This is a genomic window from Marinobacterium jannaschii DSM 6295 (assembly GCF_000620085.1).
Lineage (GTDB): Bacteria > Pseudomonadota > Gammaproteobacteria > Pseudomonadales > Balneatricaceae > Pontibacterium > Pontibacterium jannaschii.
Genome location: NZ_KK211071.1, coordinates 17,644 through 43,375 on the forward strand (window position 1 = coordinate 17,644; position 25,732 = coordinate 43,375).

The following is a 25,732-nucleotide window of genomic DNA, read 5'->3' on the forward strand; positions in this document are numbered from 1 at the left end:
TCTTAATCCCTTACTGGAGGTGGCGCCAATACTTCTCGCTGCCCGTTGCTGCCCGCTTCGGAGACAACCCCGGCAGCCTCCATTGCTTCAATCATTCGCGCCGCGCGGTTGTAGCCGATTTTCAGCTTGCGCTGCACACTGGAGATAGAGGCCTTACGTGTTTCAGTTACAAACGCCACCGCTTCGTCATAGAGTGGGTCTTGCTCATCATCAAACATCGAACCTGAACCCCCGCCGACTGAATCTGCATCGCCGGCACTTAGAATTTCATCGACAAATACCGGTGCCCCCAGCTTTTTCCAGCCCTCCACCACACGATGAACTTCATCGTCGCCGACAAAGGCCCCGTGAACACGATTAGGTACGCTGGTTCCGGCAGGCAGATAGAGCATATCGCCATAGCCCAGCAGGTTCTCCGCCCCGGCCTGATCAAGAATGGTTCGCGAATCGATCTTGGATGAAACCTGGAAAGCGATACGAGTCGGCACGTTGGCCTTGATCAGGCCAGTAATGACGTCGACCGATGGACGCTGAGTCGCAAGAATCAGGTGAATACCAGCAGCTCGCGCTTTCTGGGCAATACGGGCGATAAGCTCTTCAACCTTCTTGCCGACAATCATCATCATGTCGGCAAATTCGTCCACTACCACCACTATATACGGCAGCGTTTCAAGCTCCGGCGCTGGCTCATCCGACGGCAATCCCTGCTGTTCAGGATTCCACAACGGATCTTTCAGTGGCTGACCGGCCTTACGCGCATTCTCAATCTTGTCATTGAATCCGGCAATATTTCGCACACCCATCTTCGCCATCAGGCGGTAACGGCGCTCCATTTCTGCCACACACCAACGAAGCCCCGCAGCGGCATCTTTCATATCGGTGATAACCGGAGTCAACAGATGAGGGATACCATCGTAGATCGACAGTTCCAGCATCTTCGGGTCGACCATGATCAGACGCACTTCATCGGGCGTTGCCTTAAACAGCAGACTGAGCAGCATGGCGTTGACACCTACCGATTTACCGGAACCGGTGGTACCCGCCACCAACAGGTGGGGCATTTTTGCCAGGTTCGCCACAACCGGATTGCCGGCAATATCGTTACCGAGGCCAAGCGTCAGCTTTGAAGAGGCTTCAAGATAAGGCTTGGAGTTCAGGACCTCACTCAGCTGCACTGTCTGGCGCTCTGAATTTGGAATCTCGATCCCCATTACCGACTTACCAGGAATGACCTCCACAACCCTAACACTGCTTACCGCCATCGAGCGGGCAAGGTCTTTGGCCAGATTGCTGATCTTACTGGCTTTGACTCCCGGCGCCGGCTGAATCTCAAAGCGGGTAATCACCGGCCCCGGATTCACTTCCACAACCTCAGCGACAACGCTGAAATCCTTCAGTTTCGCCTCCAACAACCGGGACATCGCTTCCAGCTCTGACTCTGAATATCCAGCCGCCTGATTGAGACTTGGGGGATCAAGTAGCTCGAGCGATGGCAAGCGACGCTTCGGACGCGGCGGTTTCTTGGCTGAAGCCGCCGGATCAAGCCCAAGATCCCGATCCTGCATAGGCTTATGCGCTTCAGACAGCGGCACAATCCGGACGTTCTTACGATTTTCTTCCAGCGGCACCACGGCAGCCTGCTCCAGCGGAGAAAACGCCTCTATGACATTCGCGCTGTCTGAAACTGGACCATCAGCGTCTTCGATTACCGCCGCCACTTCCATCACCTGCTCTGGTTCAGCCACCTTCCGCCGGGTACGCGCAAGCTCCTCAACAACGGGAGGATCTGGCTCAAAGGGTGGTTCATCATCAAACACAGCCGTAGCCTGACTGTCGGCTTCTGTCAGATCGTAGAGGCCGGCATCTGATTCAAATCGCGGTTCCTGACGCTCGGCCAGATCTACCCCTTGCGTTGCAACAGAGTCATTGCCAGGCTTGACCCCGAAGAGTTTACGGGACAGCTTATTGCCAGCACTCTCGGTAACTTCCCGATGACCTATATCGTCCTGATCCTCATATTCGGTCAGCTCGTCGTAGTCAGTTGCATCATCCTGGACAGGTTTTCTCGCCGGCAAGGAAACCGCGGCTGGCAGCGACAACACCAATTGCCCCAAGCGTTCAAGCAGGGACTTCCAGCTGGCTTCAAGATACAGAGTAATACCAAACAGCAGGACGGTAGACCAAAACACCGAAGCCCCGGCAACACTGAACCAGGAAACACCCCAGTCGGAAAATGCTTCGCCCAATAACCCACCCGCCGTAAAGGGAAATTCCAGACTACGGTTGGTAATGTGCGTTGATACCAGTGCACAACTACTCCCCAGCATCACCAAGAGACCACTGGTTCGCAAAATAAAATACGGCACCCCGTCAAAAAAACCACTACCCCTGCGCAACAACACCCGCACGCAAGGGTACGCAATCAGCACAGGCAACAAATAGGCACAGACTCCGACCAGAGAGATACCTAAATCAGCAAGCCAGGCACCCACCTGCCCGGCAAAATTGCTCACTTCAGGCTGATAGCCCAGGTGAGACCAGCCCGGGTCTCTCGGGTCATATCCGAGCAGTGCGAGTAACAGAAGAATATTGGCTCCGAGTACAACGATAACAGCGGCCTCCGCCGCCACTCGGGTTAACTGCGGTACAAAGCTTAAACGCTGTCCGTGATCGGGTTCGCTCAAGACAAGCTTCCTCATTTCTACATACAAAAAAACGGCCTAGACAATACCACATTTGGCCGACGCAAACCGTTGCTCCTCCCTCCCTTTAAAGCCAGCTGCGGCCTTCCCAGTCGCTTTCATCAATGCAACCACCACTAAATACCGTTAAAAAAATTCATCTTGTTGCTGAACTAATACTTATGGGCCATAGTAGATGCAACGCTTTTAACACTGGCTTAGCAGGGAACAATCAGGATCATGTCACTGCCCAATCTTTTTATGGATAATAATCGCGCGCTAACCTTTTCTATCGGTGATCGTCACTTTGGCATTGATGTAAAGAACATTCTGGCATTCACGGATTCCTTCACTGACATCAAATCAGCAGCACAGGACTCGACCGGCTTTATCGGATACCTGGACTACCGGGAAACACTAGTGCAGGTGTTTGAATGTGCGACAGCACTCAAATTACCGAGGGAACGCGACCTCCAGGAAGCGCTGATTTCAGAACTGAACAGTTACCAGCAGGCGCATATCGACTGGGTGGACGCCCTGACCCAATCAATCACCGAAGGCAAGCCTTTCACCAAAGCCCGCGATCCCCGCATGTGTGATTTCGGAAAGTGGTACTACAGCTTCACTACTGAGGATGAAGGCCTTCGCGGCATGCTTAAAAAGCTGGAGAACCCGCATAACCAGATCCATGCGCTGGCAGACCGACTGCTGGCGATGCGCGATGCCGACGATACTGCGCAGGCGATTCGGACACTGGAGATCGAACGGGACACCACACTGAAAAACCTGTTGCGTACACTTCATTCTATTCAGGATTACCTGCGCACCAACATACACCCCGTCGTCCTTCATATTACTCACGACGGACAGACTCCGTGGTTTTCAATGGTGCTCGATGAGATAGATGAAATCATCGATTACGACATCAACCGACTGGATACAGCGGCCACCAGCAACTCTCAGGAACCGGTCGATGGCTACGTCAGAGACAAGTCGGGCGTCAATTTCATGATGCTTTCAATGGACAAGCTGCATGCCTCATTAACAGGCAAAATTGCAGCAACTGCTTGAAAAATGGAAATGTGGCCTTATTCTTGGCCCTTATCTATGTCCATCTGATTGACGGTATACAATGAGCGAAGTACAACACCATCGCCTGATCATCCTGGGTTCAGGCCCCGCCGGATACACCGCAGCAGTCTATGCTGCCCGCGCCAACCTCAAACCTGTGGTAATCACCGGCATGCAGGCGGGCGGGCAGCTGACCACCACCACTGATGTCGACAACTGGCCTGGAGACGTCGATGGCGTTCAGGGTCCAGAGCTGATGGCGCGCATGCAGCAGCATGCAGAACGCTTCGATACCGAAATCCTGTTTGATCATATCAACGAAACCGATCTGAACAGCCGCCCATTCCGCCTTAAGGGCGATATGGGAGAGTACAGCTGCGATGCGCTGATCATCTCCACTGGCGCCTCAGCGCAGTATCTGGGACTGGAATCCGAAGAAGCCTTCAAGGGCAAGGGTGTATCAGCCTGCGCAACTTGTGACGGTTTCTTCTATCGCGGCCAGAAAGTTGCAGTAGTCGGTGGCGGCAACACTGCTGTTGAAGAGGCGCTGTATCTTTCCAACATCGCAGAAGAAGTCACCTTGGTTCATCGCCGCGACAGCCTGCGAGCAGAGAAAATCCTGCAGGACAAGCTGTTCGAACGTGCTGAAAACGGCAATATCAATATCATCTGGAATCATCAGCTTGATGAAGTCCTGGGTGATGATATGGGCGTAACCGGTATGCGTGTGAAAAACACCCAGAACGGTGAAACTCAGGAGCTGAACCTGGCGGGTGTATTTATTGCCATCGGCCACAAGCCGAACACGGATATCTTCGAAGGCCAGCTTGATATGAAAGATGGCTACCTGAAAATCCAGTCCGGTTCTGAAGGCAATGCAACCCAGACCTCCGTACCGGGCGTATTCGCTGCGGGCGATGTTTGCGATCACATCTACCGCCAGGCGATTACCTCAGCAGGCTTTGGCTGCATGGCAGCGCTGGATGCCGAGCGCTTCCTGGACGACCACGAAGGTTAAGTCTGTAGCGGGCATCCCAGGATGCCCGCCTTTCAACTCCTATGATATTCTGGCTTGAATCCCCCACTGCCCCGTTCCCGCCTGTCGGCACCGCCCTGAAAGACCCCAACGGCCTCCTGGCTGCGGGTGGCGACCTTTCCACCGACCGCCTTCTCGGCGCATACAGACGTGGCATATTCCCCTGGTACAACCCAGGCGAGCCCATTCTCTGGTGGAGCCCCGACCCGCGCTGCATAATCACCCCCGACCGGTTGCACATCTCCCGCAGCATGAAGAAGCGCCTGCGTAAGAAAGACTTTCAGATCACATTTGATCAGGATTTCCACGGCGTTATCGAAGCCTGCGCTGCACCGCGTGAAAACGAGGCTGGTACCTGGATTAGCCGCGAAATGAAACACGCCTACCAGACGCTGCATCAGGAAGGTCACGCACACTCCGTCGAAGTCTGGATGGATGGCGAACTGGCCGGCGGGCTTTACGGTGTAGCCATAGGGCGGGTTTTCTTCGGCGAGTCAATGTTCAGTCGCCAGAGAGACGCCTCAAAAATTGCATTTATCGGACTGGTCGAACAACTCAGATTCTGGGGCTATGCTTTAATTGACTGCCAGGTAACGAACTCGCACTTACTCAGCCTGGGTGCCTATGAAGTCCCGCGAAGCACGTTCCTGCAGCATCTGGAGCAGTCTATCGATATAACTCCGGAACATGAATGGATCTTTGATCCTAACTGCTTTGAGTGCGGAAACGATGTATGACCAATCTGAGAACACTGCATTTTTATGCCACCCCGGAACATGACTGCAGCTATCTGCAGGACCGGGAAGCCAAAACACTGTTTGTAGACCCTCAGGCGATTATCGCCAAGGATACCTACAGCCAGCTTTCAGATCTTGGATTTCGCCGCAGCGGCCGTCATATCTACCGCCCTCACTGCAATGACTGCCAGGCATGCATATCAGTCAGAATCCCCTCTACAGAGTTCCAGCCAAGCCGCAGCCAGAAACGGGTCCTGAGTAAGAACAGTGATATTAAGATCCGCGTCGTCACGCCACAGTTTAATCAGGAATACTACGAACTCTATTCCCGCTACATCTCCTCACGCCATGCCGATGGTGACATGTACCCACCCAGCGCAGAACAATTCAATTCTTTTCTTGTCGATGGCGATCAGGAAAGCTGCTTTATTGAAATGAGGGGACCAGACAACAGCCTGATGGCGATCGCCGTGACCGATTACCTTGAAAATGGACTGTCCGCCATCTATACCTTCTACGACCCGGATGACACCCGGCGCAGCCTGGGCACCTTCGCGATTCTTGCCCAGATTCGCCATGCATGCCATATAGGACTGCCTTACGTCTATCTGGGATACTGGGTACGAGAATGCAGAAAGATGAGCTACAAAATTGCATTTCGTCCCAGTGAACTACTTCTGGATGGCCACTGGGTAACAATTAAGTAATTGCCCTACAACATAAATGTCTTTGATATTGCAGGCCATTTAGGGCAGAATACGGCGCTTAAAATACAGGTCTGGGCTTTAAAAAGCCGAACGAGGTAGGTACTGAATGGCTAAAGAAGATAGCTTTGAAATGGAAGGCACCGTTGTTGACACTCTGCCGAACACTATGTTCCGTGTAGAGCTCGAAAACGGTCACGTTGTTGTTGCTCACATCTCCGGTAAAATGCGCAAAAACTACATCCGCATTCTGACAGGTGACAAAGTTAAGGTCGAACTGACACCTTACGATCTGAGCAAAGGTCGCATTGTTTACCGCGCCCGTTAAGCAGCTACCCTGACCTGCCATAGAGGCAGCCATCAGGCTGCCTCCATAACCTCCACAACAATCTCCCCATCTTCAGAGACGGTAATAAATACCTCTCCACCGCGGTCCGCCAGGTCACCGAAAAGAATCATTTCAGCAAGCGGCTTCTTCAGCTTATCCTGAATCAATCGTTTCATCGGACGCGCACCCATCTGCTCATCATAGCCATTGCTGGCAAACCAGCTACGGGCAGCCTCATCCATATGCAACACAACCTTCTTCTCATCAAGCTGCGCCTGAAGCTCTGTCAGGAACTTGTCGACGACGCCTTTGATAATATCGTGAGTCAGTGCTTTGAACTGGATAATTGCATCCAGTCGGTTACGGAACTCCGGTGTAAACATCTTACGGATTGCCGCCATGCCGTCACTGGTATGATCCTGATGAGTAAAACCAAATGATGCCCTGGCCATCGCCTCAGCCCCGGCATTGGTGGTCATCACCATAATCACATTGCGGAAATCAGCCTTGCGACCGTTATTGTCGGTCAGGGTACCGTTGTCCATCACCTGCAACAGCAGATTAAAGACTTCCGGATGAGCTTTCTCTATCTCATCCAGCAACAGCACACAGTGCGGAGACTTGGTGATCGCTTCAGTCAGCAGACCGCCCTGGTCGTAACCAACATAACCCGGAGGCGCACCGATCAGTCGAGAAACCGTATGGCGCTCCATATACTCTGACATATCGAAGCGCACCAGCTCGATTCCCATCAGCCGTGCCAACTGAGTGGTCACTTCCGTCTTACCTACACCGGTCGGACCTGAAAACAGGAAGCAGCCCACAGGCTTATTTGGATCCTTCAGACCTGCACGGGAAAGCTTGATTGCCGATGACAGGGTATCAATAGCCTCGTTCTGACCCAACACCACCATCTTCAGATTGCCATCTATATTCGCCAGGAGATCCTTATCAGAGGCCGAGACACTTTTCGGCGGGATTCTGGCGATCTTGGCAACGATAGCCTCAACGTCGATGACTTCAATAGTCTTCTTACGCAACTCAGAAGGCAGGAGGCGCTGGTAAGCACCCGCTTCATCAATCACATCAATGGCCTTATCAGGCATATGCTTATCATTGATATAGCGGTCAGCCAGCTCTGCGGCCGCTCTCAGGGCATCATCTTCATAGGTCAGCTCATGATGGGACTCAAAACGCTGTTTCAAGCCGCGCAGTATCTGGTAAGTGTCGTCCACGCTAGGCTCAACCACATCAACCTTCTGGAAGCGGCGGGCCAGCGCACGATCCTTTTCAAAAATTCCGCGGAACTCCTGGAAAGTGGTAGATCCAATACAGCGAATCTCACCGGAACTCAGCAGAGGCTTAAGCAGGTTGGAGGCATCCATTGAGCCACCGGACGCGGCGCCCGCGCCAATAATGGTGTGGATCTCATCAATAAACAGGATCGCATGTTCCTGACGCTTGATTTCGTTCAACAGCCCTTTAAGGCGTTTCTCGAAATCACCGCGGTATTTGGTCCCGGCGAGTAGCGCACCCAGATCCAGTGCATGGACAACTGAATCCTTAATAATGTCAGGTACCTTACCCTCGACTATAAGCTTGGCCAGACCTTCAGCTATTGCGGTCTTACCAACACCGGCCTCACCGACCAGTAGCGGATTATTCTTGCGGCGTCGTGAAAGAATCTGCACAACGCGCTCCACTTCCGAGTCACGCCCCACAAGCGGATCGATACGGCCCTGTGATGCCTGAACGTTCAGGTTCACTGCATACTTGGCCAGCGGGCTTTTCTCGCCCTCTTCAGTCGCTTCTCCCTCAAGAGGTGTATTAGGCTCTTCCACATCATGCTCCGGCGACTTGGAAACACCGTGGGAGATAAAGTTGACTGTATCTATGCGCTCCACACCCTGCTTCTGCAAGGCATAGACAGCTTGGCTTTCCTGTTCACTAAAGATAGCCACCAGTACATTGGCGCCAGTAACTTCGCTTTTACCGGATGACTGAACATGAAACACTGCGCGCTGCAGTACACGCTGGAATCCCAGTGTTGGCTGAGTTTCCACATCAGGAATGTTATCGGGCAACAATGGCGTGGTTTCATCAATGAAATCAGTAAGCTGCTTACGAAGCTGCTCGAAATCAGCTCCACAGGCGCGCAATACGTCCGACGCTTCGCGGTTATCGAGCAATGCCAGCAGCAAGTGCTCAACCGTCATAAACTCATGCCGCTTCTCTTTCGCATTCTTGAAGGCTGCACTGAGCGTGTCTTCTAAACCTCTATCAAGCATGGTGCCTCCTTCCAGCTATACGCTCTCAATTTCACATAACAAGGGATGCTTATTATCTCTTGCATATTGATTCACCATTGCCGCTTTAGTTTCCGCGACTTCACGGGTAAATACCCCACACACTCCCTTACCTTGAGTATGGACCGATAACATCACCTGCGTCGCCTTTTCCTCATCCATGTGGAAGAAAAGCATCAGGATTTCAACCACAAATTCCATAGGTGTATAATCATCATTGAGTAACACCACACGATACAGCGATGGCCGTTCGAGCTCTGGCTTAGCTTCCTGAGTCGCTACGCCATGATCAAACTCTTCATTGCTATCGTGGCCCTCATCGGACATTCGTATCTCTTTCACTGTCAGTTGCACCTTGTCGTACTCAATCCAAACTCTAGTTCGTTACCCTTCAGCATAACCTTTGTTGCAGCAATTTCACCTGAAAATCTCTTAAAGCCGATACAGCCTCGCCAAAATCCGCAACATTCCCGGAATACGGCGTAATACTGGCAGCCAATTACTAACATCAATGTGGCGACAGGCCTCATCACCGACCGGCACGCCACCCCAATACAGCAAAGCCTGTTCACTCCGGCTGGCGAATCCTCAGCGAAAAGTCCGGCAAGCATTGACCTATCATTCAAGAAAACAACACGACCTGACACGCAAGATAGTTGAATTAATGCCACCAACAGACAATCAGGCCGAATGACAGACCTCTGACCTAGGGAAGGAGAAGAATATGTCTGAAATTTATAGTGGACTCCTGATCAGGTGCTATACTGCCGTGAGCAGGTGCAGCACAGTCGTGACTCAGCAACCTCCAATTAAAAATTGACACACCCTTTTCGCTTTTGCAGATCTTGCTCAGGGCTCTGCATTGTAACAGCTGAAAAAGCGCAAGTTTAAGGCGACAGGTGCCTTTAGTATTTTTGAGTTTTAGGAGTTTTCTATGCAGACAGGGAAAGTAAAGTGGTTTAACAATGCGAAAGGTTACGGATTCATCCTTTCAGAAGATTATGAGGAAGATCTCTTTGCACACTACTCTGCGATACAGGCTGACGGATATAAAAGCCTGAAGGCCGGACAGATGGTTGAGTTTGAAACCCAACCGGGGCCAAAAGGAACCCACGCCATAAACATTAAGCCTCTCGACAAGCAATAATTGTCACACAATAAAAAACCAGCCATTTGGCTGGTTTTTTATTATTGATCGAACACTACATATTATCGATCACAGCTCCGCCAAATTCAGAGCATGAAAGCAGTGTTGCATCGTCCATCAAACGTTCGAAATCATAAGTCACCGTTTTAGCCGCAATAGCTCCGTCCATACCGCGTATTATGAGATCGGCAGCCTCAGGCCATCCCATATGTCGCAACATCATCTCGGCTGACAGGATCACTGAACCCGGATTAACCTTATCAAGCCCGGCGTATTTAGGCGCCGTACCGTGCGTCGCTTCGAAGATGGCCACCTCATCCGACAGATTTGCTCCTGGGGCTATACCTATACCACCCACTTCTGCAGCCAACGCATCGGAAAGATAATCCCCGTTCAGGTTCAGGGTCGCAACCACATCATATTCGGCCGGCCTCAAAAGTATCTGCTGCAACATCGCATCCGCTATTACATCTTTAACTACGATCTCTTTTCCGGTATTGGGGTTCCTGAATACCATCCAGGGACCATCCCCCATTAAAGTGGCACCAAATTCCTCTGCCGCCAACTCATAACCCCAGTCCTTAAAGGCCCCTTCAGTAAACTTCATGATATTGCCTTTGTGCACCAGGGTTAAAGAACTGCGATCATTATCTACGCAGTACTGAAGCGCCTTCCTTACCAGGCGCTTGGTTCCCTGTTCCGATACCGGCTTAACCCCTATACCGCAATTCTGATCAAAGCGGATTTTAGTCACGCCCATCTCTTCTTTCAGAAACCTGATCACCTTATCGGCCTCAGCGCTACCGGCCTTCCATTCGACGCCCGCATAGATATCCTCGGAGTTTTCACGATAGATCACCATATCGACATCACCGGGTTTAACCACCGGACTGGGCACCCCTTCAAACCAGCGAACAGGTCTCTGACAAACATAGAGATCAAGTTCCTGTCGCAATGCAACATTGAGCGATCGGATCCCACCGCCCACCGGGGTTGTTAACGGCCCTTTTATGCCGACGACAAACTCTCTGAATGCCTCCAGGGTTTCTTGCGGCAACCAGGTATCCTGATCGTATACCTGCGTTGCTTTTTCACCCGCATAAACTTCCATCCATACGATTGACCTGGCACCGCCATAAGCCTTTTGGACCGCCGCGTCCACGACTTTAATCATCACCGGGGACACATCCATACCAATTCCGTCACCCTCGATATAGGGGATGATCGGGTTCTCAGGTACGTTCAGCGATGAGTCTGCATTAACAGTAATCTTCCGGCCTTCAGCGGGCACCTGTATGTTCTGATATCCCATTCTTCACTCCAGATGTTCACTTTCATTTATAGAGAGAGCTTGCCCTGATCAGGCATAGATTTTTTAGCCTGAGGTTACAAATCACTAACCCACAGCCCCTAATCAGCCTAGACGCTGCTCTGCCCTTTAGCGACTTTTTATAACAACTTGCGAAGAAACGACTTTCCTGAGGAATAAGCAAACGGAAGGCGCTGGCCTGATCCGGTCAACTGCGAGATACTTGCCGCCATGTCAAATATCATTCTGCTCAATAAGCCTTTTCAGGTCCTGACTCAGTTCACTGACTCTGAAGGGCGCACAACACTGGCCGATTACGTAAAAGAAGATGGGTTCTATGCCGCTGGCCGCCTCGACTATGACTCGGAAGGACTTCTGATACTCACTGACGATGGCAAACTACAGCATCATCTGGCCCATCCCCAGTTCAAACTGGAGAAGACCTATTGGGTGCAGATTGAAGGCGAGGCCGACGAGAAAGCGATTGATACCCTGCGAAAAGGCGTCACGCTGAAGGACGGTAAGACCCGGCCAGCCCGTATCAAGCGCATCCCGGAACCCGATATCTGGCAACGAACGCCGCCGATAAGAGAGCGTAAGAACCAGGCGACAAGCTGGCTTGAGATCCGAATTACAGAAGGTAAAAACCGCCAGGTCAGGCGTATGACTGCAGCCGTGGGATTCCCGACGCTCAGACTGATCAGATACGCCATAGGTAACTGGACGCTGGGAGATTTATCGCCTGGACAGTACAGAAAAGAACAGGTGAATCTGGCTTTACCAGCCAGCAAACAAAGCGGGAAAAAACGCCCCTCTTCTGTCACACCTCGCCGACAAGGTGCGAAGCGCCCGACAACCTCCTCAGGCCGTCGAGCCAGACCCTGAGAATCCTGTCAGGGACTTAACGGCCGCACATCTGTGCTGTGTGCGGCCCAACCTCTTTGCACTAACGGCTTTTCCAGGATTCTGCAGCGGAGAGATCGGTTGCCTTCTGATCAACCCAGCTCTCACCCTGAGCGGTTATTTCCTTTTTCCAGAAAGGCGCATCGCGTTTCAGGTAGTCCATGATAAATTGCGAAGCCTCAAACGCATTCTTACGATGCGCACTGGCCACACCAACAAATACAATATTTTCGTTCAACGCCATGCGGCCAACCCGGTGCAATACAATGACATTGCCGAGCTCCCAGCGTTCACGGGCCTGAGCGACGATCTTCTCCAGCGCCTTCTCAGTCATCCCCGGATAGTGTTCAAGATAAAGCCCCTTAAGCGAATGGTCAGATACCAGTTCACGTACAATTCCGGTAAAAGTGACGACCGCCCCACTGCGGGCATCGTCACAGCGCAGCTGTTCTGTTAGCGCTCCGGTATCGAAGTTTTCGCTCTGTACAAGCACAAGGGTACGGCTCATCGATATAATCCTTAAATAAAATCGTAAGTCTGCCTCAGTCTACCATGTCGCCCGGAGCAACCGTCAGTGATTAATCTGGCGCGTCCGGCGCTTTATTGGTATCGTTTGCCGTTTTGAAAAATCAGTGCACGGAGATCATATGCGCTGGACACCGCACTCAACTGTCGCGGTCGTTGTTGAACAAAACGGCCGCTTTCTTTTGATTGAAGAAAGATCATCTGGCCGGATTGTCCTGAATCAACCCGCCGGGCATATCGAACAGGGTGAAACCTTCATCGAAGCAGCGGTCAGAGAGGCCAGGGAAGAGTCAGGCTGGGAAGTAGAACCGAAGAGTCTGATCGGCTTTTACGTTCATCCTTCCATTAATAACGACATCACCTACCACCGGATGTGCTTTCATGCCGCGGCTGTGCAGCACTACCCGGATCAGCCGCTGGATGATGGTATCATCACAACACACTGGCTGACGCTGGGCGAGATCGAACAGCAAGCCGCTCGGTTGCGCACGCCGGTCGTATTACAATGCATCTACGACTACCTGGCCGGCCGCTCGTTACCACTTGATTTTATTGTTGAAGAAGTTTGACTGGAGATATACCGAGTCCATGAGTGACCACGGAAATACCAAAGTAATTGTCGGCATGTCCGGCGGCGTGGATTCTTCTGTTTCGGCCCTACTGCTGATGCAACAGGGCTATCAGGTCGAAGGCCTGTTTATGAAGAACTGGGACGAAGATGACGGCACTGAATACTGTACCGCCAAGGATGACCTTGCCGATGCCCAGGCCGTATGCGACAAACTTGGCATCCACCTGCATAAGGCGAATTTTGCCGCCGAATACTGGGATAATGTCTTCGAACACTTCCTCGAAGAATATAAGGCCGGTCGCACACCCAATCCGGATATTCTCTGTAACCGTGAGATCAAATTTAAAGCCTTCCTCGAATACGCCAAGATGCTTGGCGCTGATCTGATCGCCACCGGTCACTATGTGCGGCGTGGCGACATTGATGGCCACGCTTCGCTGCTCAAAGGCCTTGATGGCAACAAGGATCAGAGCTACTTCCTGCATCAGGTCGGTGAAGAGGAACTGGCCCAGACCCTGTTTCCGGTGGGCGAGCTTGAAAAACCAGCAGTCCGCGAACTGGCAGAAGAGCACGACCTGATCACTCACAACAAGAAGGACAGCACCGGCATCTGCTTTATCGGTGAACGGCGCTTTAGTGACTTCCTTAAACAGTACCTGCCAGCCCAGCCAGGCAAGATAGAAACACCGGATGGCGAAGTGATCGGCGAACACACTGGACTGATGTATTACACCATCGGTCAGCGCCAGGGGTTGCAGATTGGTGGCCTGAAAAACTATCCGGACGCTCCCTGGTTTGTCGCAGCGAAAGATCTTGATCGCAACGTACTGATCGCCGTACAAGGCAAGCAGAACGACCTGCTGTTTACCGACTGGCTGACAGCAAACGAGATCTTCTGGATTAATGGCGAATGCCCGAAGCTGCCACTGCAATGCAAAGCCAAAGTACGATACCGGCAGGACGATCAGGACTGTATCGTGGAGATGACCGATACCGGTGAGTACCTGGTGACCTTTACCCAGGCGCAACGCGCCATCACACCAGGTCAGTCACTGGTACTCTATTCAGAAGATCTCTGTCTCGGCGGTGGCGTCATCGAGTCCACCGGCAAGTCAGGCGAGCGGAGCAAATAATTATGTCGCGCAGTCATGACGAACAAGCAATCGCCCTGGCGGGGATTTTCCAGGCAGCCGCACTGGTAGAGCAGATCGCCAACCGCGGCATGGTTCCACAAAACGCGATAGAGACGAGCCTGTACAGTATATTCGTCACCTCGCCGAAGTCGACCGAAGAGGTCTACGGCGGCGTTCATGACCTTCCCTACAACCTGCAGCTGGGCCTGCGCACATTACAGGATGCGGTCGACAAAAACCGCACGCCACAAAGCCGCGATATCACCCGCTATGCCCTCAGCATGATGTATCTGGAGCGTAAACTCAGTACTGACAATGACATGCTGGGCAAGATAGGCGCCCGGCTGGATCAGGTCGGCGAACAGGCCCGATACTTCAATCCACAGGACGCTGAAGAGCAGATCACTGCATCCAGTTACTGCCATCCAAGCGTGGTCGCCAATCTTGCCAGCCTCTATCAGGAAACACTAAGCACATACAGCTTCCGGATTCAGGTCGGTGGAGACCCCCGTCATCTTCAGAACGCTGAAAATGCCGCCAAGATCCGCGCGCTGCTTCTCGCCGGCATCCGCTCTGCCATGCTGTGGCGGCAGGTCGGCGGAAAACGCTGGCACTTGCTGTTCTTCAAATCCCGGGTACGCCCGTCGCTGAAAAAAATCCAGCGCTGACTCACACCGGTAAACAGGCGCAGAATCAGCCTCTGCGCCTGTTTATTTCAAATATAACCATAGAGATTCTCGGTGTACGACAGCGAAGGCTTTATCCGCTATAATGCCGCCCTTCCGTATAACTGAGCGAACGAAGAGATCAATTCATGGAGCTTTCCGCCCTCACCGCTATTTCCCCGGTTGATGGACGCTATGGCAGCAAAACTGCTGACCTGCGTGCTGTTTTCAGTGAATTTGGTTTAATCCGCGCACGCGTCACTGTAGAAGTGCGCTGGCTGCAGAAACTGGCCTCCCATCCTCAAATCAGCGAAGTGCCTGCACTGAGCGATGACGCCAATGCCATCCTGAACGCACTGGTAGATAACTTCGGTCAGACCGAAGCTGAACGCGTTAAAGAGATTGAGCGTACAACAAACCACGACGTTAAAGCCGTTGAGTACCTCATTAAAGAACGTATTGCCGATAACAGCGAATTGGCTGCTGTCTCCGAGTTCGTTCACTTTGCCTGCACTTCTGAAGACATCAACAACCTGTCCCACGCGTTGATGCTGAAAGAAGGCCTTGAAACAGCTCTACCGGTAATGGAACAGGTTGAAGGTGAAATCGCCCGCATGGGTCGTGACTTCGCCGGTCAGCCAATGCTGTCTCGCACCCACGGCCAGACAGCCTCCCCTACGACTGTCGGCAAAGAGATGGCTAACGTCGCTTACCGCCTGCAGCGTCAGATCAAGCAGCTGAAAAATACTGAAATCCTGGGCAAGATCAACGGTGCAGTGGGTAACTACAATGCTCACATCTCCGCCTATGCGGATGTTGACTGGGCTGCCAATGCCAAAGAGTTTGTTGAGAGCCTGGGCCTGAGCTTCAACCCATACACCACCCAGATCGAGCCGCATGATTACATCGCCGAAATGTTCGATGCGATCTGCCGCTTCAACACCATCCTGATCGACTTCGATCGCGATGTATGGGGCTACATCTCTCAGGGCTACTTCAAGCAGAAAACAATCGCCGGTGAAGTTGGCTCCTCCACGATGCCACATAAGGTCAACCCGATTGACTTCGAAAACTCCGAAGGCAACCTCGGTATCGCCAATGCAATCATGCAGCACCTGGCAGCAAAACTGCCTATCTCCCGCTGGCAGCGTGACCTGACCGACTCTACCGTGCTGCGTAATATGGGTGTGGGCTTCGGCTACAGCCTGATCGCCTATCAGGCCAGCCTGAAAGGCATCTCCAAGCTGGAGCTTAACGCAGCCCGCCTGGATGCTGACCTGGAAAACAGCTGGGAAGTCCTGGCTGAACCAATCCAGACGGTGATGCGCCGCTACGGTATCGAAGAACCGTATGAAAAACTGAAAGCGCTGACACGCGGTCAGGACATGACCAAGGCAACCATCCAGGCATTCATTGATACACTGGAGATGCCTCAGGCAGCTAAAGATGAGCTGAAAGAGCTGACGCCGCAGACCTATATAGGCAACGCGGCCGAGCAGGCCAGCAACATCTGATCACTATAGTAAACGGGGCTTTTTAGCCCCGTTTTTTTATGCCCGCAATAATGGAGTATTAAAGGTCGAAGCATGGAAACTCTGATCGCCTCAGATAACACAGCCGTTCGCTACATCAGCATGGGTCATGGACGACCGGTCATCTTCCTGCATGGCTGGACCGCCAATTCAAGAGAGTGGCTGCCATTTGCTGCGGAGCTTGCCGACGAATTCAGGGTTTTCTGCTGGGATGCCCGAGGACATGGCGATCACCGCTACCCTGAACAATGCAATACAGACGTCAGCCGCATGGCGCTCGACCTGGAAGAGCTGATGGACAAACACCAGCTTCAGGACGCCATCCTCGTGGGACACTCTATGGGGGCACTTACCAGCTGGGAGTATATCCGCCAGCACAGCGATCAGCGCCTGGCAGGTCTCTGCATCATCGACCAGTCTCCCAAACTGGTAACCAGCCCCGACTGGCAACATGGCATCTACAGCAACTTCCCTGCCGACAAGCATCAGGCATTTCTGGAACGACTGAAACAGGATTTTGCCGAAGGCGTACTTGAACTGGTGGCATTCGGACACAATGCCCGCTCCAGGGAAAACTATGAGCGCAACTCCCGCGGCTTTCAGAAAACCCGGGAATACCTGGCCTCGCTGCGTGGAGATCTGCTGCGACAGTGCTGGCAATCACTGGCTAACGCCGACTATCGTAACCTGTTACCGGAAATACAGATCCCTGCGTTACTTATCTACGGCGATGAAAGCCAGTTCTACTCCGAGCACCTGGCACGCTACGTACAGGATTCCCTGACCCGTTCAGAACTGCACATCTACGAAAACTCCGACCACTCTCCTCACCTTTGGCACAAAGAACGCTTTAGCTACGATCTACGCAAGTTCATCCACCAGCTCTAGCAGTCTGGCGACATACAACGACCTGACAGAGAACACTTCTACGCCGGATACAAAAAGAGATGCAATTACCCGAAAGTCGTTTACGGTATGGCGTTTAGCACGACCCTAAGCGCTGCTATAATTGCAGCCCTTTGCATCCTGGCGTAGTACCCCCAATGCTCGATAACATTCGCGTAGTTCTGATTAACACTTTCCATTCCGGTAACATCGGTGCCGCCGCACGCGCCATGAAAAACATGGGCATCAGCCAGCTGTATCTGGTGGAACCCCGGGATTTCCCAAGCGAAGAAGCAGAATCCCGCGCCGCAGGCGCCAAGGATCTGCTGGAAAACGCCATCGTGGTCGCCAGCCTTGAAGAGGCTATCAGCGACTGTCAGCTGGTGATCGGTACCAGTGCCCGGACCCAGCGCACCTTTGACCTGCCACTGCTACATGCCCGCGAAGGCGCGGAGCAGGCCGTGGCCGAAGCTCATCAGGCGCCTGTCGCCCTGGTGTTCGGGCGTGAAACGATGGGGCTGCACAATAGTGAACTGCAGCAATGCAACCTCCATGTCTACATACCGGCAAACCCGGAATACCCGGTTCTCAACGTATCCCAGGCGATCCAGCTGCTCTGCTACGAGATCTGGTGTGCCAGCACCGAACGTCAGATTGCGCCCAAGCAGGAAGCCTACCCGCGCCAAAAGGAGATGGGACTTTTTTACCAGCATCTGGAACGCGTACTGCACAGAACCCGGTTTATCATTCCGCAGCATCAGGGCAAGGTGCTGGAAAAACTCCATCGCTACTTCAACCGCTCCCGCCCGGAAAAAACAGAACTCAACATGCTGCGCGGCATCCTGACCTCGATTGAAGAGTCACTGGATGAGAAGAAGTAACACCCTTCAGGGTTATCCGGTGCCATATTCAGGAAGCAAAAACCGGCTTCCCATGCAACAGCCCGGCATCCAATAGCTACAACAATTCCAATACAGGTGAGAAACAATGCAAGACAACCTACAGTCACTGATCGAACAGGCAGAAGAACTTCGCGACGGACTGAAAGTCGTTCATGACCGCACCCAGCAGGTTCAGTACAACTCCGAAGCTATTCGCGAGCAGGCAAAGCTACTGAAAAAATACATCAACATGATCGGTAACAACCGCATCGCCGCCATGGCCGCCAAAGACAAGCGCAAAGTCATGGGCGAGATGGAAGACGCTATTGATCGCCTGCTGGAGTTCGTAGACTAATGACCGCGGCCTTCACCCTCTTTGGCGAACTGACAGCTGAGGAATTCCTGCGCGATTACTGGCAGAAAAAGCCGCTACTTATTCGCAATGCCTTTCCTGATTTTGAACCGCCAGTCGCGGCCGAGGAAGTCGCCGGCCTCGCCTGCGAAGCCGACGTCGAGTCCCGCCTTATCATCCAGAGTCCGGATGGCAAAGAGTGGAAGCTAAAACACGGCCCATTCAGTGAAGAGAGCTTCTCCGACCTTCCCGACAGTCACTGGACACTGCTTGTCCAGGCGGTAGACCACTGGGTACCCCAAGCCAGTGAGTTGATCGAACAGTTTCGCTTCGCCCCAAACTGGCGTATCGATGACCTGATGATCAGCTATGCAGCCGATGGCGGCGGCGTAGGCCCTCACTACGACAACTATGATGTGTTCCTGATTCAGGCTGAAGGCCAGCGTCGCTGGGAAGTTGGGGGAATCTTCGACGAGTTCTCACCACGCCGGGAGAATACGCCCGTCATGATATTGACTGAATGGAAGGAAGAACAAAGCTGGGTACTTAACCCAGGCGATATGCTCTATCTCCCCCCCAGAGTCGGACACAATGGTGTCGCCGTCGGCGATGGCTGCATGACCTATTCCGTTGGATTTCGCGCCCCCTCCCACGAGGAGATCCTGCGCGGCCTGGTAGAAGAACTCTCAGGCAAACTTAAGAATGAGGATCGCTACCAGGATCCCGACCTTGAAATCCAGAGCAACCCCGGCGAAATCAGCCCTAAGGCAATCGCTCAGATCCGGTCTATCACAGAAGAATACCTGTGCAACGACAGTTTCCTGTCAGACTGGTTCGGACGCTATATGACAGAACCTAAGTATCCGGATCTGGAGCAGGTACCGGAAGACGAAATCTCCCTGGAACAGATCCAGGAGGTTCTGGAAGAGGGTGATCTGCTGCTAACCCGCAATGAAGGCAGCCGCTTCTCCTACTACCAGCTCGCCGATGACAAAGTGATTCTGTTTGCCGACGGCAACAGCTTTGAATGCGAAGGCGCTACCTGTGCACTGGCTACCGGCCTGTGCCAGAACGTGAATATCGTGATCAACCAGGGCGACTGGTCAGATCAGGCACTGCAGATACTGGTGAGCCTGTTCAACCAGGGCTCTATTTACTGCGAATAAACCAGCCTCGCTCTCGCTGCCGGTGTCAACTCTTCGCACCACCGGCAGCGGCTTCCTCTTCTACTGCCTTCGCCACCTCGACAATCGTCCTCCTGAGCCACTTGTGGGCACTGTTACGCTGCAGCAGTGGGCTCCAGGCCATCTTTAGTTCAAACGGTGGTATCTCGAACGGAGGCGCTTTCAACACAATACCTGCATTACCTTCCTGCGCCTGCAGTGCTGCTTTACTCGGGATCGTCACGATCAATGACTTGGACTGCGCCAACTGACAGGCTGACTGGTAGTGACGGGTAAACACAGAGATATGCCGCTGACAGCCGATTCTGGTCAGGGCTTCATCAACCCATCCCAACCGCTTGGTATCTTTAGGCGTGAGCCCCATCCCCGCCCCCATGCCGGTTTTACTCACCCACACGTGATTGCCCTGCAGATAGCTATCCAGCGTAAAGTCATCCACGATCGGATTGCCGGCGCTTAACAAACAGGAGAAGCTATCGCGCCACAGTGTGACCTGATGAAAGGACTGCGGCATCGAATCAAAGCGGTTGATGACCAGATCCACCTGACCCCGCTCCACTTCCAGAAAACTCATATCACTGGGCGTCAGAATATCCAGCACAACGTCCGGGGCTTCCACATGAAGGCGATCCAACAGCTTCGGTAGCAGAGTTGCCTCCCCGTAGTCACTGGTCATGATACGGAAAACACGGTCGCTGGAGGCGGCATCAAAATCCGTGCTGGGCTCCACCGCCTGCTCGATCACACCGATCACTTCACGGATCATCGGCTGCAACTCCTGGGCGCGCTCCGTTGGCACCATCCCCTCACTGGTGCGCACAAGCAACGGATCGTCAAAGGTTTCGCGCAACCGGCGCAAGCCGTTACTCATCGCAGGCTGGGTAATCCCGAGGATGCTGGCCGACTTGGTCACATTGCGTTCACGCAACAGCACATCCAGATACACCAGCAGATTAAGATCGACCCGCCCAAGATTCATAAATCACACCCTTCTAACGATCAATTCATCCAGCCGTAACTGTTTGGAAACATTAAACCAATGTACCACATTCACCAGAATGATACCCAAGATAACCACCATTTATTTCATTTATGCCACGTCACGCACTAGTATTGATCCTGTTCTCGAATTGAGCAGCCACACCACAGGCCGCCACATAATAATTAAGGATTTGCCATGTCTACACTGAACAAAGATATCGAAAGTATCGCTGCGCTGAAGGCCGAAGCAGGAAGCCCCTGGGATGCGATCAATCCAGAATCTGCTGCACGCATGCGTGCTCAGAACAAGTTCAAAACTGGCCTGGATATCGCTAAGTACACTGCCGGCATCATGCGCCGTGACATGGCTGAATTCGACAAAGACAAAACCAAGTACACCCAGTCCCTGGGCTGCTGGCACGGTTTTGTAGGTCAGCAGAAGCTGATCTCCATCAAGAAGCACTTCGGCACCACTGAACGTCGCTACCTGTACCTGTCCGGCTGGATGGTTGCTGCCCTGCGCTCCGACTTCGGCCCTCTGCCAGACCAGTCCATGCACGAGAAGACGGCAGTAGCCTCTCTGGTTGAAGAACTCTACACCTTCCTGCGTCAGGCAGATGCACGTGAACTGGGCGGCCTGTTCCGCGCACTGGACAAAGCACGCGAAGCGGGCGATACAGCTAAAGAAGCTGAAATCCAGAATCAGATCGATAACCACGAAACGCACATCGTGCCAATCGTTGCCGACATCGACGCCGGTTTCGGTAACGCTGAAGCGACTTACCTGATGGCGAAGCAGATGATCGAAGCCGGTGCTTGCTGCCTGCAGATCGAAAACCAGGTTGCTGACGAGAAGCAGTGTGGTCACCAGGACGGCAAGGTAACCGTACCTCACAACGACTTCCACGCTAAGCTGCGCGCACTGCGTTACGCTTTCCTGGAGCTGGGTGTTGATGACGGCCTGATCGTTGCACGTACCGACTCCGAAGGTGCTGGCCTGACCAAAGAGATCGCGGTGGTTAAAGAGCCAGGCGACCAGGGTGACGTATACAACTCCTTCCTGGACGTTGAAGAAGTGGCGCCAGAAGACACTAAAGAAGGTGATGTACTGATCAGCCGCGACGGCAAACTGGTTCGTCCTAAGCGACTGGCTTCCGGTCTGTACCAGTTCCGCCAGGGTACCGGTCATGAGCGTTGTGTATTCGATTGTATCGAAGCACTGAATGCTGGCGCTGACCTGCTGTGGATCGAAACAGCTGTGCCGACTGTCCACGAAATTAAAGGCATGATGGATGACGTACGTAAAGTTCACCCGGATGCGAAGCTGGTTTACAACAACTCTCCATCGTTCAACTGGACGCTGAACTTCCGCCAGCAGACTTACGATGCATGGGCTGCTGAAGGTAAAGACGTTTCCGCTTACGACCGTGACAACCTGATGTCTGCTGAGTACGACAACTCTGAGCTGTCCGCCGCTGCTGACGCTCGCGTTAAGACTTTCCAGGCTGATACTGCCCGTGAAGCGAACGTATTCCACCACCTAATCACGCTGCCGACTTACCATACGACCGCCCTGTCTGTAGACAACCTGGCGAAAGAGTACTTCGGTGAGCAGGGTATGCTGGGTTACGTCGAAGGTGTCCAGCGTAAAGAGATCCGTCAGGGTATCGCATGCGTTAAACACCAGAACATGGCGGGTTCTGACATGGGCGACGACCACAAAGAATACTTTGCGGGCGAAAATGCACTGAAAGCTGGCGGTGCGAAAAACACCTCTAACCAGTTTGGTTAATATTCATACCCATAAGGGCTGAATCAGAAAGGGCGGATTTTTATTCGCCCTTTTTTGTTATTTGCACTTCACTACTTCAATTAAAATCACCAGTTTATTCCTTGCTACTTTAATTCCTGATCTGCGCAGTCACTCTTTCAACCCGCCATATATCAGCTTTGATTTATCAATCGGGAATCGACCACCTGATATACTTTACCCATTATTTTTACTCCTTACTCGTTAGGCATAGTTAATTTCCCTTAGCTCCCCAGATACTCTTTACGCCTCGCCCATAGCAGGCTGGTCCACAATAGCTTTGCCCTCAGCCCTCAGTCCTCAGCCCTCAGCCCTCAGCCCTCAGCCCTCAGCCCTCAGCAAAAGATAACTTAGACAATTGATTTGTAAGGATTTTGTAGTCAAATATACATATACCAATACGAGATAAAAAGGATGCCACTTATTTCTTTTAGTTTATGTAAAAAACCAGAACAACTACATCAATCAGTCCGATAATTAAATTATATTCTCCAACCCTTTATTAAACAGGCGCTGCAGAGCAACCAGATACTTTGGCCCTGTAAATTGACTACAAACCAGACGATTAATAGCCTTGTAGCAAAACTACATGGAGAAATTATCGACCTTCATGCTTTTGACATTAGTATTAGATAAAGCGATCATTAACCCACGGTTTTATTAAAGCACACCTGAAACCCCGCCTTGGGAATTTCCAGCATTGCTTTATCAACCCTGAAAGTTTTGCGGCAGATTTTGGTTCATGCGATCCGTTTGATCAGCACCGACTTTCTCTCGTTGTTCATTGGGCGCCGGAGCAATCCTCCGGTTAATGAACATCCTTATTGGCGTTTACCCCTGTTTCGCCGGACCCTGCCATTGTGCAGGGTTTTTTTATGGCTGAAATCTCTATTGACTTACTGTATTTAGTGAAGGGCCGTAGCCATCCAACCCAAAAAAACCGGCACCCAGGCCATGAGGCAGCAGCATGCGAATAAGTACTTTCCCTCATTACAAGAATCGCTTATGTTTTGAGGACTGAAAGGGAGAGTATTAATGAGCACGCAATTAACACCCGCACTCAGCGACGCAACACTTCAGCTTGAAGGTGGCGTCGCACTGGTTACTTTTAATCGCCATGATATCCGTAATGCGCTGACCGGAAGTCAGCTGATTGACGACATTCTCAAGGTTATAGACTGGGCCAACCAGGATAGCCGCGTTGCCGTACTGGTCTTTACCGGCGCGGGCAGTGCGTTCTCTGCCGGAGGCAATATCAAAGAGATGCAACACCGTGACACCACCCATAAGGACGGTGCCTTCAGCGGTGATGTCTACCAGGTGCAGGAAAAATATCGTCGTGGTATCCAGCAGATCCCGCTGGCGATGGAAAAGACTGAAGTCCCTACCATTGCCGCCATCAATGGCCCCGCCATCGGCGCCGGTTTTGACTTCGCCTGTATGTGTGATATCCGTATCGGCTCAGACAATGCGCGGATGGGTGAAACCTTCGTAAACCTGGGCATAATCCCCGGCGACGGCGGCGCCTGGTTCCTACAACGCCTAATCGGCTACCAACGCGCTGCAGAACTGACATTTACCGGCCGTGTTATTGATGCCAGCGAAGCCCGGTCTCTGGGTATTCTGCTGGAAGTTGTCAGCCCTGAAGCATTGCTGGAGCATACGCTTTCTATTGCAGCCCAGATGGCAGCCAAGCCACCGCAAGCACTGAGGCTGACCAAACGCCTTATGAAATCAGCCCAGCGTCTCGAACTGCCCGACTTTCTCGACCAATGCGCCCTATTTCAGGGTATATGCCATAACACTGAAGACCATCTGGAGGCGGTCAGCGCATTTATCGAAAAGCGCCCCGGTGACTTCAACGGCCGCTAGCAGATACTGAGGCAGCTCCGGCTGCCTTGCCCACTTCCAGTTCGCAGCCAAGCGGAAGCGGTCGCAGCCAATGCAGTGAATCCGTATAATTTCCGCCAGCTCAATTACTGCGGATATATCATGTCGTCTGATTCCACCCGATCCAAAGCTGCCAAGCCGGGCCACCACCCTCGCAACATTCATCAGGGACGCTATGACTTTGACGCCCTGGTCACAGCGGAGCCCTCGCTCAGCCCCTTTGTCACCACCAACCCGCGCGGCGAAGCGACAATAGACTTTGCCGATCCCCAGGCGGTTAAGGCATTGAATGGTGCGTTGCTTAAAGCCTGCTATGGCCTTGCACACTGGGCAATACCCGATGGCTATCTCTGCCCACCCATTCCCGGCCGGGCAGACTATATCCACCATCTCGCCGATCTGCTCGCTGCGGACAATAATGGCACAATCCCCCGCAGCAAGAAGGTAAAGGCATTCGATCTCGGCACCGGTGCTAACTGTATCTATCCGATTGTCGGCCATCGCAGCTACGGCTGGAAATTCGTTGCCAGCGATATAGACCCACTCTCCGTCGAGCATGCGCGCCATATCGCACGCTCTAACAAGGCCCTTAAAGGCGCGATAGATCTGCGCCAGCAAGCCAACCCGGAGCATTTCTTTACCGGCATCCTGAAAGACGATGAACTGATAGACTGCACACTGTGCAATCCTCCCTTCCATGCCTCCGCCGAGGCTGCGGCAGCCGGCTCTGAGCGCAAGGTCGCCAATCTGAATAAGCAAAGCCAAAATGCCGGGGAAGCCACCCTGAACTTTGGTGGCCGGAGCAACGAGTTATGGTGCGATGGTGGCGAAGCCGGGTTTATTCGTAAGATGATCATAGACAGTGAAAACTGGCAGCAGAACTGCCTGTGGTTTACCTCACTGGTTTCACAAAAGGAAAACCTGCCAGCCATCCTCCGCCAGCTTAAAAAGAGCGGCGCAAAGCGGATAAAAACCGTAGATATGGCACAAGGCCAGAAACGCAGCCGGTTTATTGCCTGGACCTTCTTTGACGATCAGGATCGATCCGGCTGGGCACAGCTACGCTGGCGCTGAGACGCTGAGACGCTGAAGATCCACAGG

General features: G+C 52.7%; 24 protein-coding genes. 18 read left to right on the forward strand and 6 right to left on the reverse strand.

From position 1 onward, the window contains the following. Positions 1 to 2: 2 nt before the first annotated feature. Positions 3 to 2,684 (reverse strand): DNA translocase FtsK, encoded by a 2,682-nt coding sequence (locus tag Q354_RS0123795; protein ID WP_027859807.1) that lies wholly within the window; start codon positions 2,682 to 2,684, stop codon positions 3 to 5. 237 nt (positions 2,685 to 2,921) lie between these two features. Between Q354_RS0123795 and Q354_RS0123800 the strand changes: the two genes are divergently transcribed. From Q354_RS0123800 to infA, 5 genes are all read left to right on the forward strand, one after another. Continuing rightward, positions 2,922 to 3,752, forward strand: coding sequence for a CZB domain-containing protein (locus Q354_RS0123800; RefSeq protein WP_027859808.1), 831 nt, complete (start codon positions 2,922 to 2,924; stop codon positions 3,750 to 3,752). 61 nt (positions 3,753 to 3,813) lie between these two features. Next, complete coding sequence (trxB, locus tag Q354_RS0123805; protein ID WP_027859809.1) at positions 3,814 to 4,770, forward strand: thioredoxin-disulfide reductase; 957 nt, start codon at positions 3,814 to 3,816, stop codon at positions 4,768 to 4,770. A gap of 41 nt (positions 4,771 to 4,811) precedes the next feature. Then, positions 4,812 to 5,525, forward strand: a complete 714-nt coding sequence (aat, locus tag Q354_RS0123810) for a leucyl/phenylalanyl-tRNA--protein transferase (protein WP_027859810.1) — start codon at positions 4,812 to 4,814, stop codon at positions 5,523 to 5,525. Next, positions 5,522 to 6,232, forward strand: coding sequence for an arginyltransferase (locus tag Q354_RS0123815; RefSeq protein ID WP_027859811.1), 711 nt, complete (start codon positions 5,522 to 5,524; stop codon positions 6,230 to 6,232). The genes aat and Q354_RS0123815 overlap by 4 nt, the downstream gene beginning before the upstream one ends. 106 nt (positions 6,233 to 6,338) lie before the next feature. Then, positions 6,339 to 6,557, forward strand: coding sequence for a translation initiation factor IF-1 (infA, locus tag Q354_RS0123820; RefSeq protein ID WP_027859812.1), 219 nt, complete (start codon positions 6,339 to 6,341; stop codon positions 6,555 to 6,557). 32 nt (positions 6,558 to 6,589) lie between these two features. Here the strand turns inward: infA and clpA are convergent, their stop codons facing one another. Beyond that, positions 6,590 to 8,845, reverse strand: a complete 2,256-nt coding sequence (gene clpA, locus Q354_RS0123825; protein ID WP_027859813.1) for an ATP-dependent Clp protease ATP-binding subunit ClpA — start codon at positions 8,843 to 8,845, stop codon at positions 6,590 to 6,592. 15 nt (positions 8,846 to 8,860) lie between these two features. Continuing rightward, a complete protein-coding gene (clpS, locus tag Q354_RS0123830; RefSeq protein WP_027859814.1) occupies positions 8,861 to 9,190 on the reverse strand; it encodes an ATP-dependent Clp protease adapter ClpS in 330 nt (109 codons plus the stop codon). A 607-nt stretch (positions 9,191 to 9,797) separates the two neighbouring features. On the opposite strand from clpS, the gene cspD reads away from it, so the two are divergent. Next, positions 9,798 to 10,010 (forward strand): cold shock domain-containing protein CspD, encoded by a 213-nt coding sequence (gene cspD, locus Q354_RS27065; protein WP_036231410.1) that lies wholly within the window; start codon positions 9,798 to 9,800, stop codon positions 10,008 to 10,010. Between the two features lie 55 nt (positions 10,011 to 10,065). Here cspD and icd read toward each other — a convergent pair whose 3' ends face one another. Beyond that, a complete protein-coding gene (gene icd, locus Q354_RS0123840) occupies positions 10,066 to 11,322 on the reverse strand; it encodes an NADP-dependent isocitrate dehydrogenase (protein ID WP_027859815.1) in 1,257 nt (418 codons plus the stop codon). 228 nt (positions 11,323 to 11,550) lie between these two features. Here icd and Q354_RS0123845 point away from each other — a divergent pair, with 228 nt between their 5' ends. Then, positions 11,551 to 12,204, forward strand: coding sequence for a pseudouridine synthase (locus Q354_RS0123845; protein ID WP_027859816.1), 654 nt, complete (start codon positions 11,551 to 11,553; stop codon positions 12,202 to 12,204). Positions 12,205 to 12,265: 61 nt separating this feature from the next. Here Q354_RS0123845 and moaE read toward each other — a convergent pair whose 3' ends face one another. Further along, a complete protein-coding gene (moaE, locus tag Q354_RS0123850) occupies positions 12,266 to 12,730 on the reverse strand; it encodes a molybdopterin synthase catalytic subunit MoaE (protein ID WP_027859817.1) in 465 nt (154 codons plus the stop codon). 139 nt (positions 12,731 to 12,869) lie between these two features. Between moaE and Q354_RS0123855 the strand changes: the two genes are divergently transcribed. The 8 genes from Q354_RS0123855 (at position 12,870) to Q354_RS0123890 (ending at position 19,932) form a co-directional block, all read left to right on the forward strand. After that, a complete protein-coding gene (locus tag Q354_RS0123855; protein ID WP_027859818.1) occupies positions 12,870 to 13,316 on the forward strand; it encodes an NUDIX hydrolase in 447 nt (148 codons plus the stop codon). Positions 13,317 to 13,335: 19 nt separating this feature from the next. Further along, on the forward strand, positions 13,336 to 14,451 hold the full coding sequence (gene mnmA, locus Q354_RS0123860) for a tRNA 2-thiouridine(34) synthase MnmA (RefSeq protein WP_027859819.1): 1,116 nt from the start codon (positions 13,336 to 13,338) through the stop codon (positions 14,449 to 14,451). A 2-nt stretch (positions 14,452 to 14,453) separates the two neighbouring features. Beyond that, positions 14,454 to 15,119: a high frequency lysogenization protein HflD gene (gene hflD, locus Q354_RS0123865; protein ID WP_027859820.1), complete on the forward strand. Its 666-nt coding sequence runs from the start codon at positions 14,454 to 14,456 to the stop codon at positions 15,117 to 15,119. A 146-nt stretch (positions 15,120 to 15,265) separates the two neighbouring features. Further along, complete coding sequence (purB, locus tag Q354_RS0123870; RefSeq protein WP_027859821.1) at positions 15,266 to 16,630, forward strand: adenylosuccinate lyase; 1,365 nt, start codon at positions 15,266 to 15,268, stop codon at positions 16,628 to 16,630. 72 nt (positions 16,631 to 16,702) lie between these two features. Beyond that, positions 16,703 to 17,536, forward strand: a complete 834-nt coding sequence (locus tag Q354_RS0123875; RefSeq protein ID WP_027859822.1) for an alpha/beta fold hydrolase — start codon at positions 16,703 to 16,705, stop codon at positions 17,534 to 17,536. A gap of 155 nt (positions 17,537 to 17,691) precedes the next feature. Then, positions 17,692 to 18,414 carry a tRNA (cytosine(32)/uridine(32)-2'-O)-methyltransferase TrmJ gene (trmJ, locus tag Q354_RS0123880; RefSeq protein WP_027859823.1) on the forward strand — a complete coding sequence of 241 codons (723 nt, stop codon included), beginning with the start codon at positions 17,692 to 17,694 and terminating at the stop codon, positions 18,412 to 18,414. A 106-nt stretch (positions 18,415 to 18,520) separates the two neighbouring features. Then, entirely contained in the window at positions 18,521 to 18,769 is a 249-nt protein-coding gene (locus Q354_RS0123885) for a hypothetical protein (RefSeq protein ID WP_027859824.1), read from the forward strand. Beyond that, a complete protein-coding gene (locus tag Q354_RS0123890) occupies positions 18,769 to 19,932 on the forward strand; it encodes a ribosomal protein uL16 3-hydroxylase (RefSeq protein WP_027859825.1) in 1,164 nt (387 codons plus the stop codon). The genes Q354_RS0123885 and Q354_RS0123890 overlap by 1 nt, the downstream gene beginning before the upstream one ends. A 25-nt stretch (positions 19,933 to 19,957) precedes the next feature. Here the strand turns inward: Q354_RS0123890 and Q354_RS0123895 are convergent, their stop codons facing one another. Continuing rightward, positions 19,958 to 20,929, reverse strand: coding sequence for a LysR family transcriptional regulator (locus Q354_RS0123895; RefSeq protein WP_027859826.1), 972 nt, complete (start codon positions 20,927 to 20,929; stop codon positions 19,958 to 19,960). A gap of 198 nt (positions 20,930 to 21,127) precedes the next feature. Between Q354_RS0123895 and Q354_RS0123900 the strand changes: the two genes are divergently transcribed. The 3 genes from Q354_RS0123900 to rlmF all read left to right on the forward strand — a co-directional run bounded on the left by Q354_RS0123900 (position 21,128) and on the right by rlmF (position 25,705). After that, a complete protein-coding gene (locus Q354_RS0123900) occupies positions 21,128 to 22,723 on the forward strand; it encodes an isocitrate lyase (RefSeq protein WP_027859827.1) in 1,596 nt (531 codons plus the stop codon). A gap of 1,053 nt (positions 22,724 to 23,776) precedes the next feature. Next, on the forward strand, positions 23,777 to 24,613 hold the full coding sequence (locus Q354_RS0123905; protein WP_027859828.1) for an enoyl-CoA hydratase-related protein: 837 nt from the start codon (positions 23,777 to 23,779) through the stop codon (positions 24,611 to 24,613). 120 nt (positions 24,614 to 24,733) lie between these two features. Then, on the forward strand, positions 24,734 to 25,705 hold the full coding sequence (gene rlmF, locus Q354_RS0123910) for a 23S rRNA (adenine(1618)-N(6))-methyltransferase RlmF (RefSeq protein ID WP_027859829.1): 972 nt from the start codon (positions 24,734 to 24,736) through the stop codon (positions 25,703 to 25,705). The last annotated feature ends 27 nt before the right edge of the window (positions 25,706 to 25,732 follow it).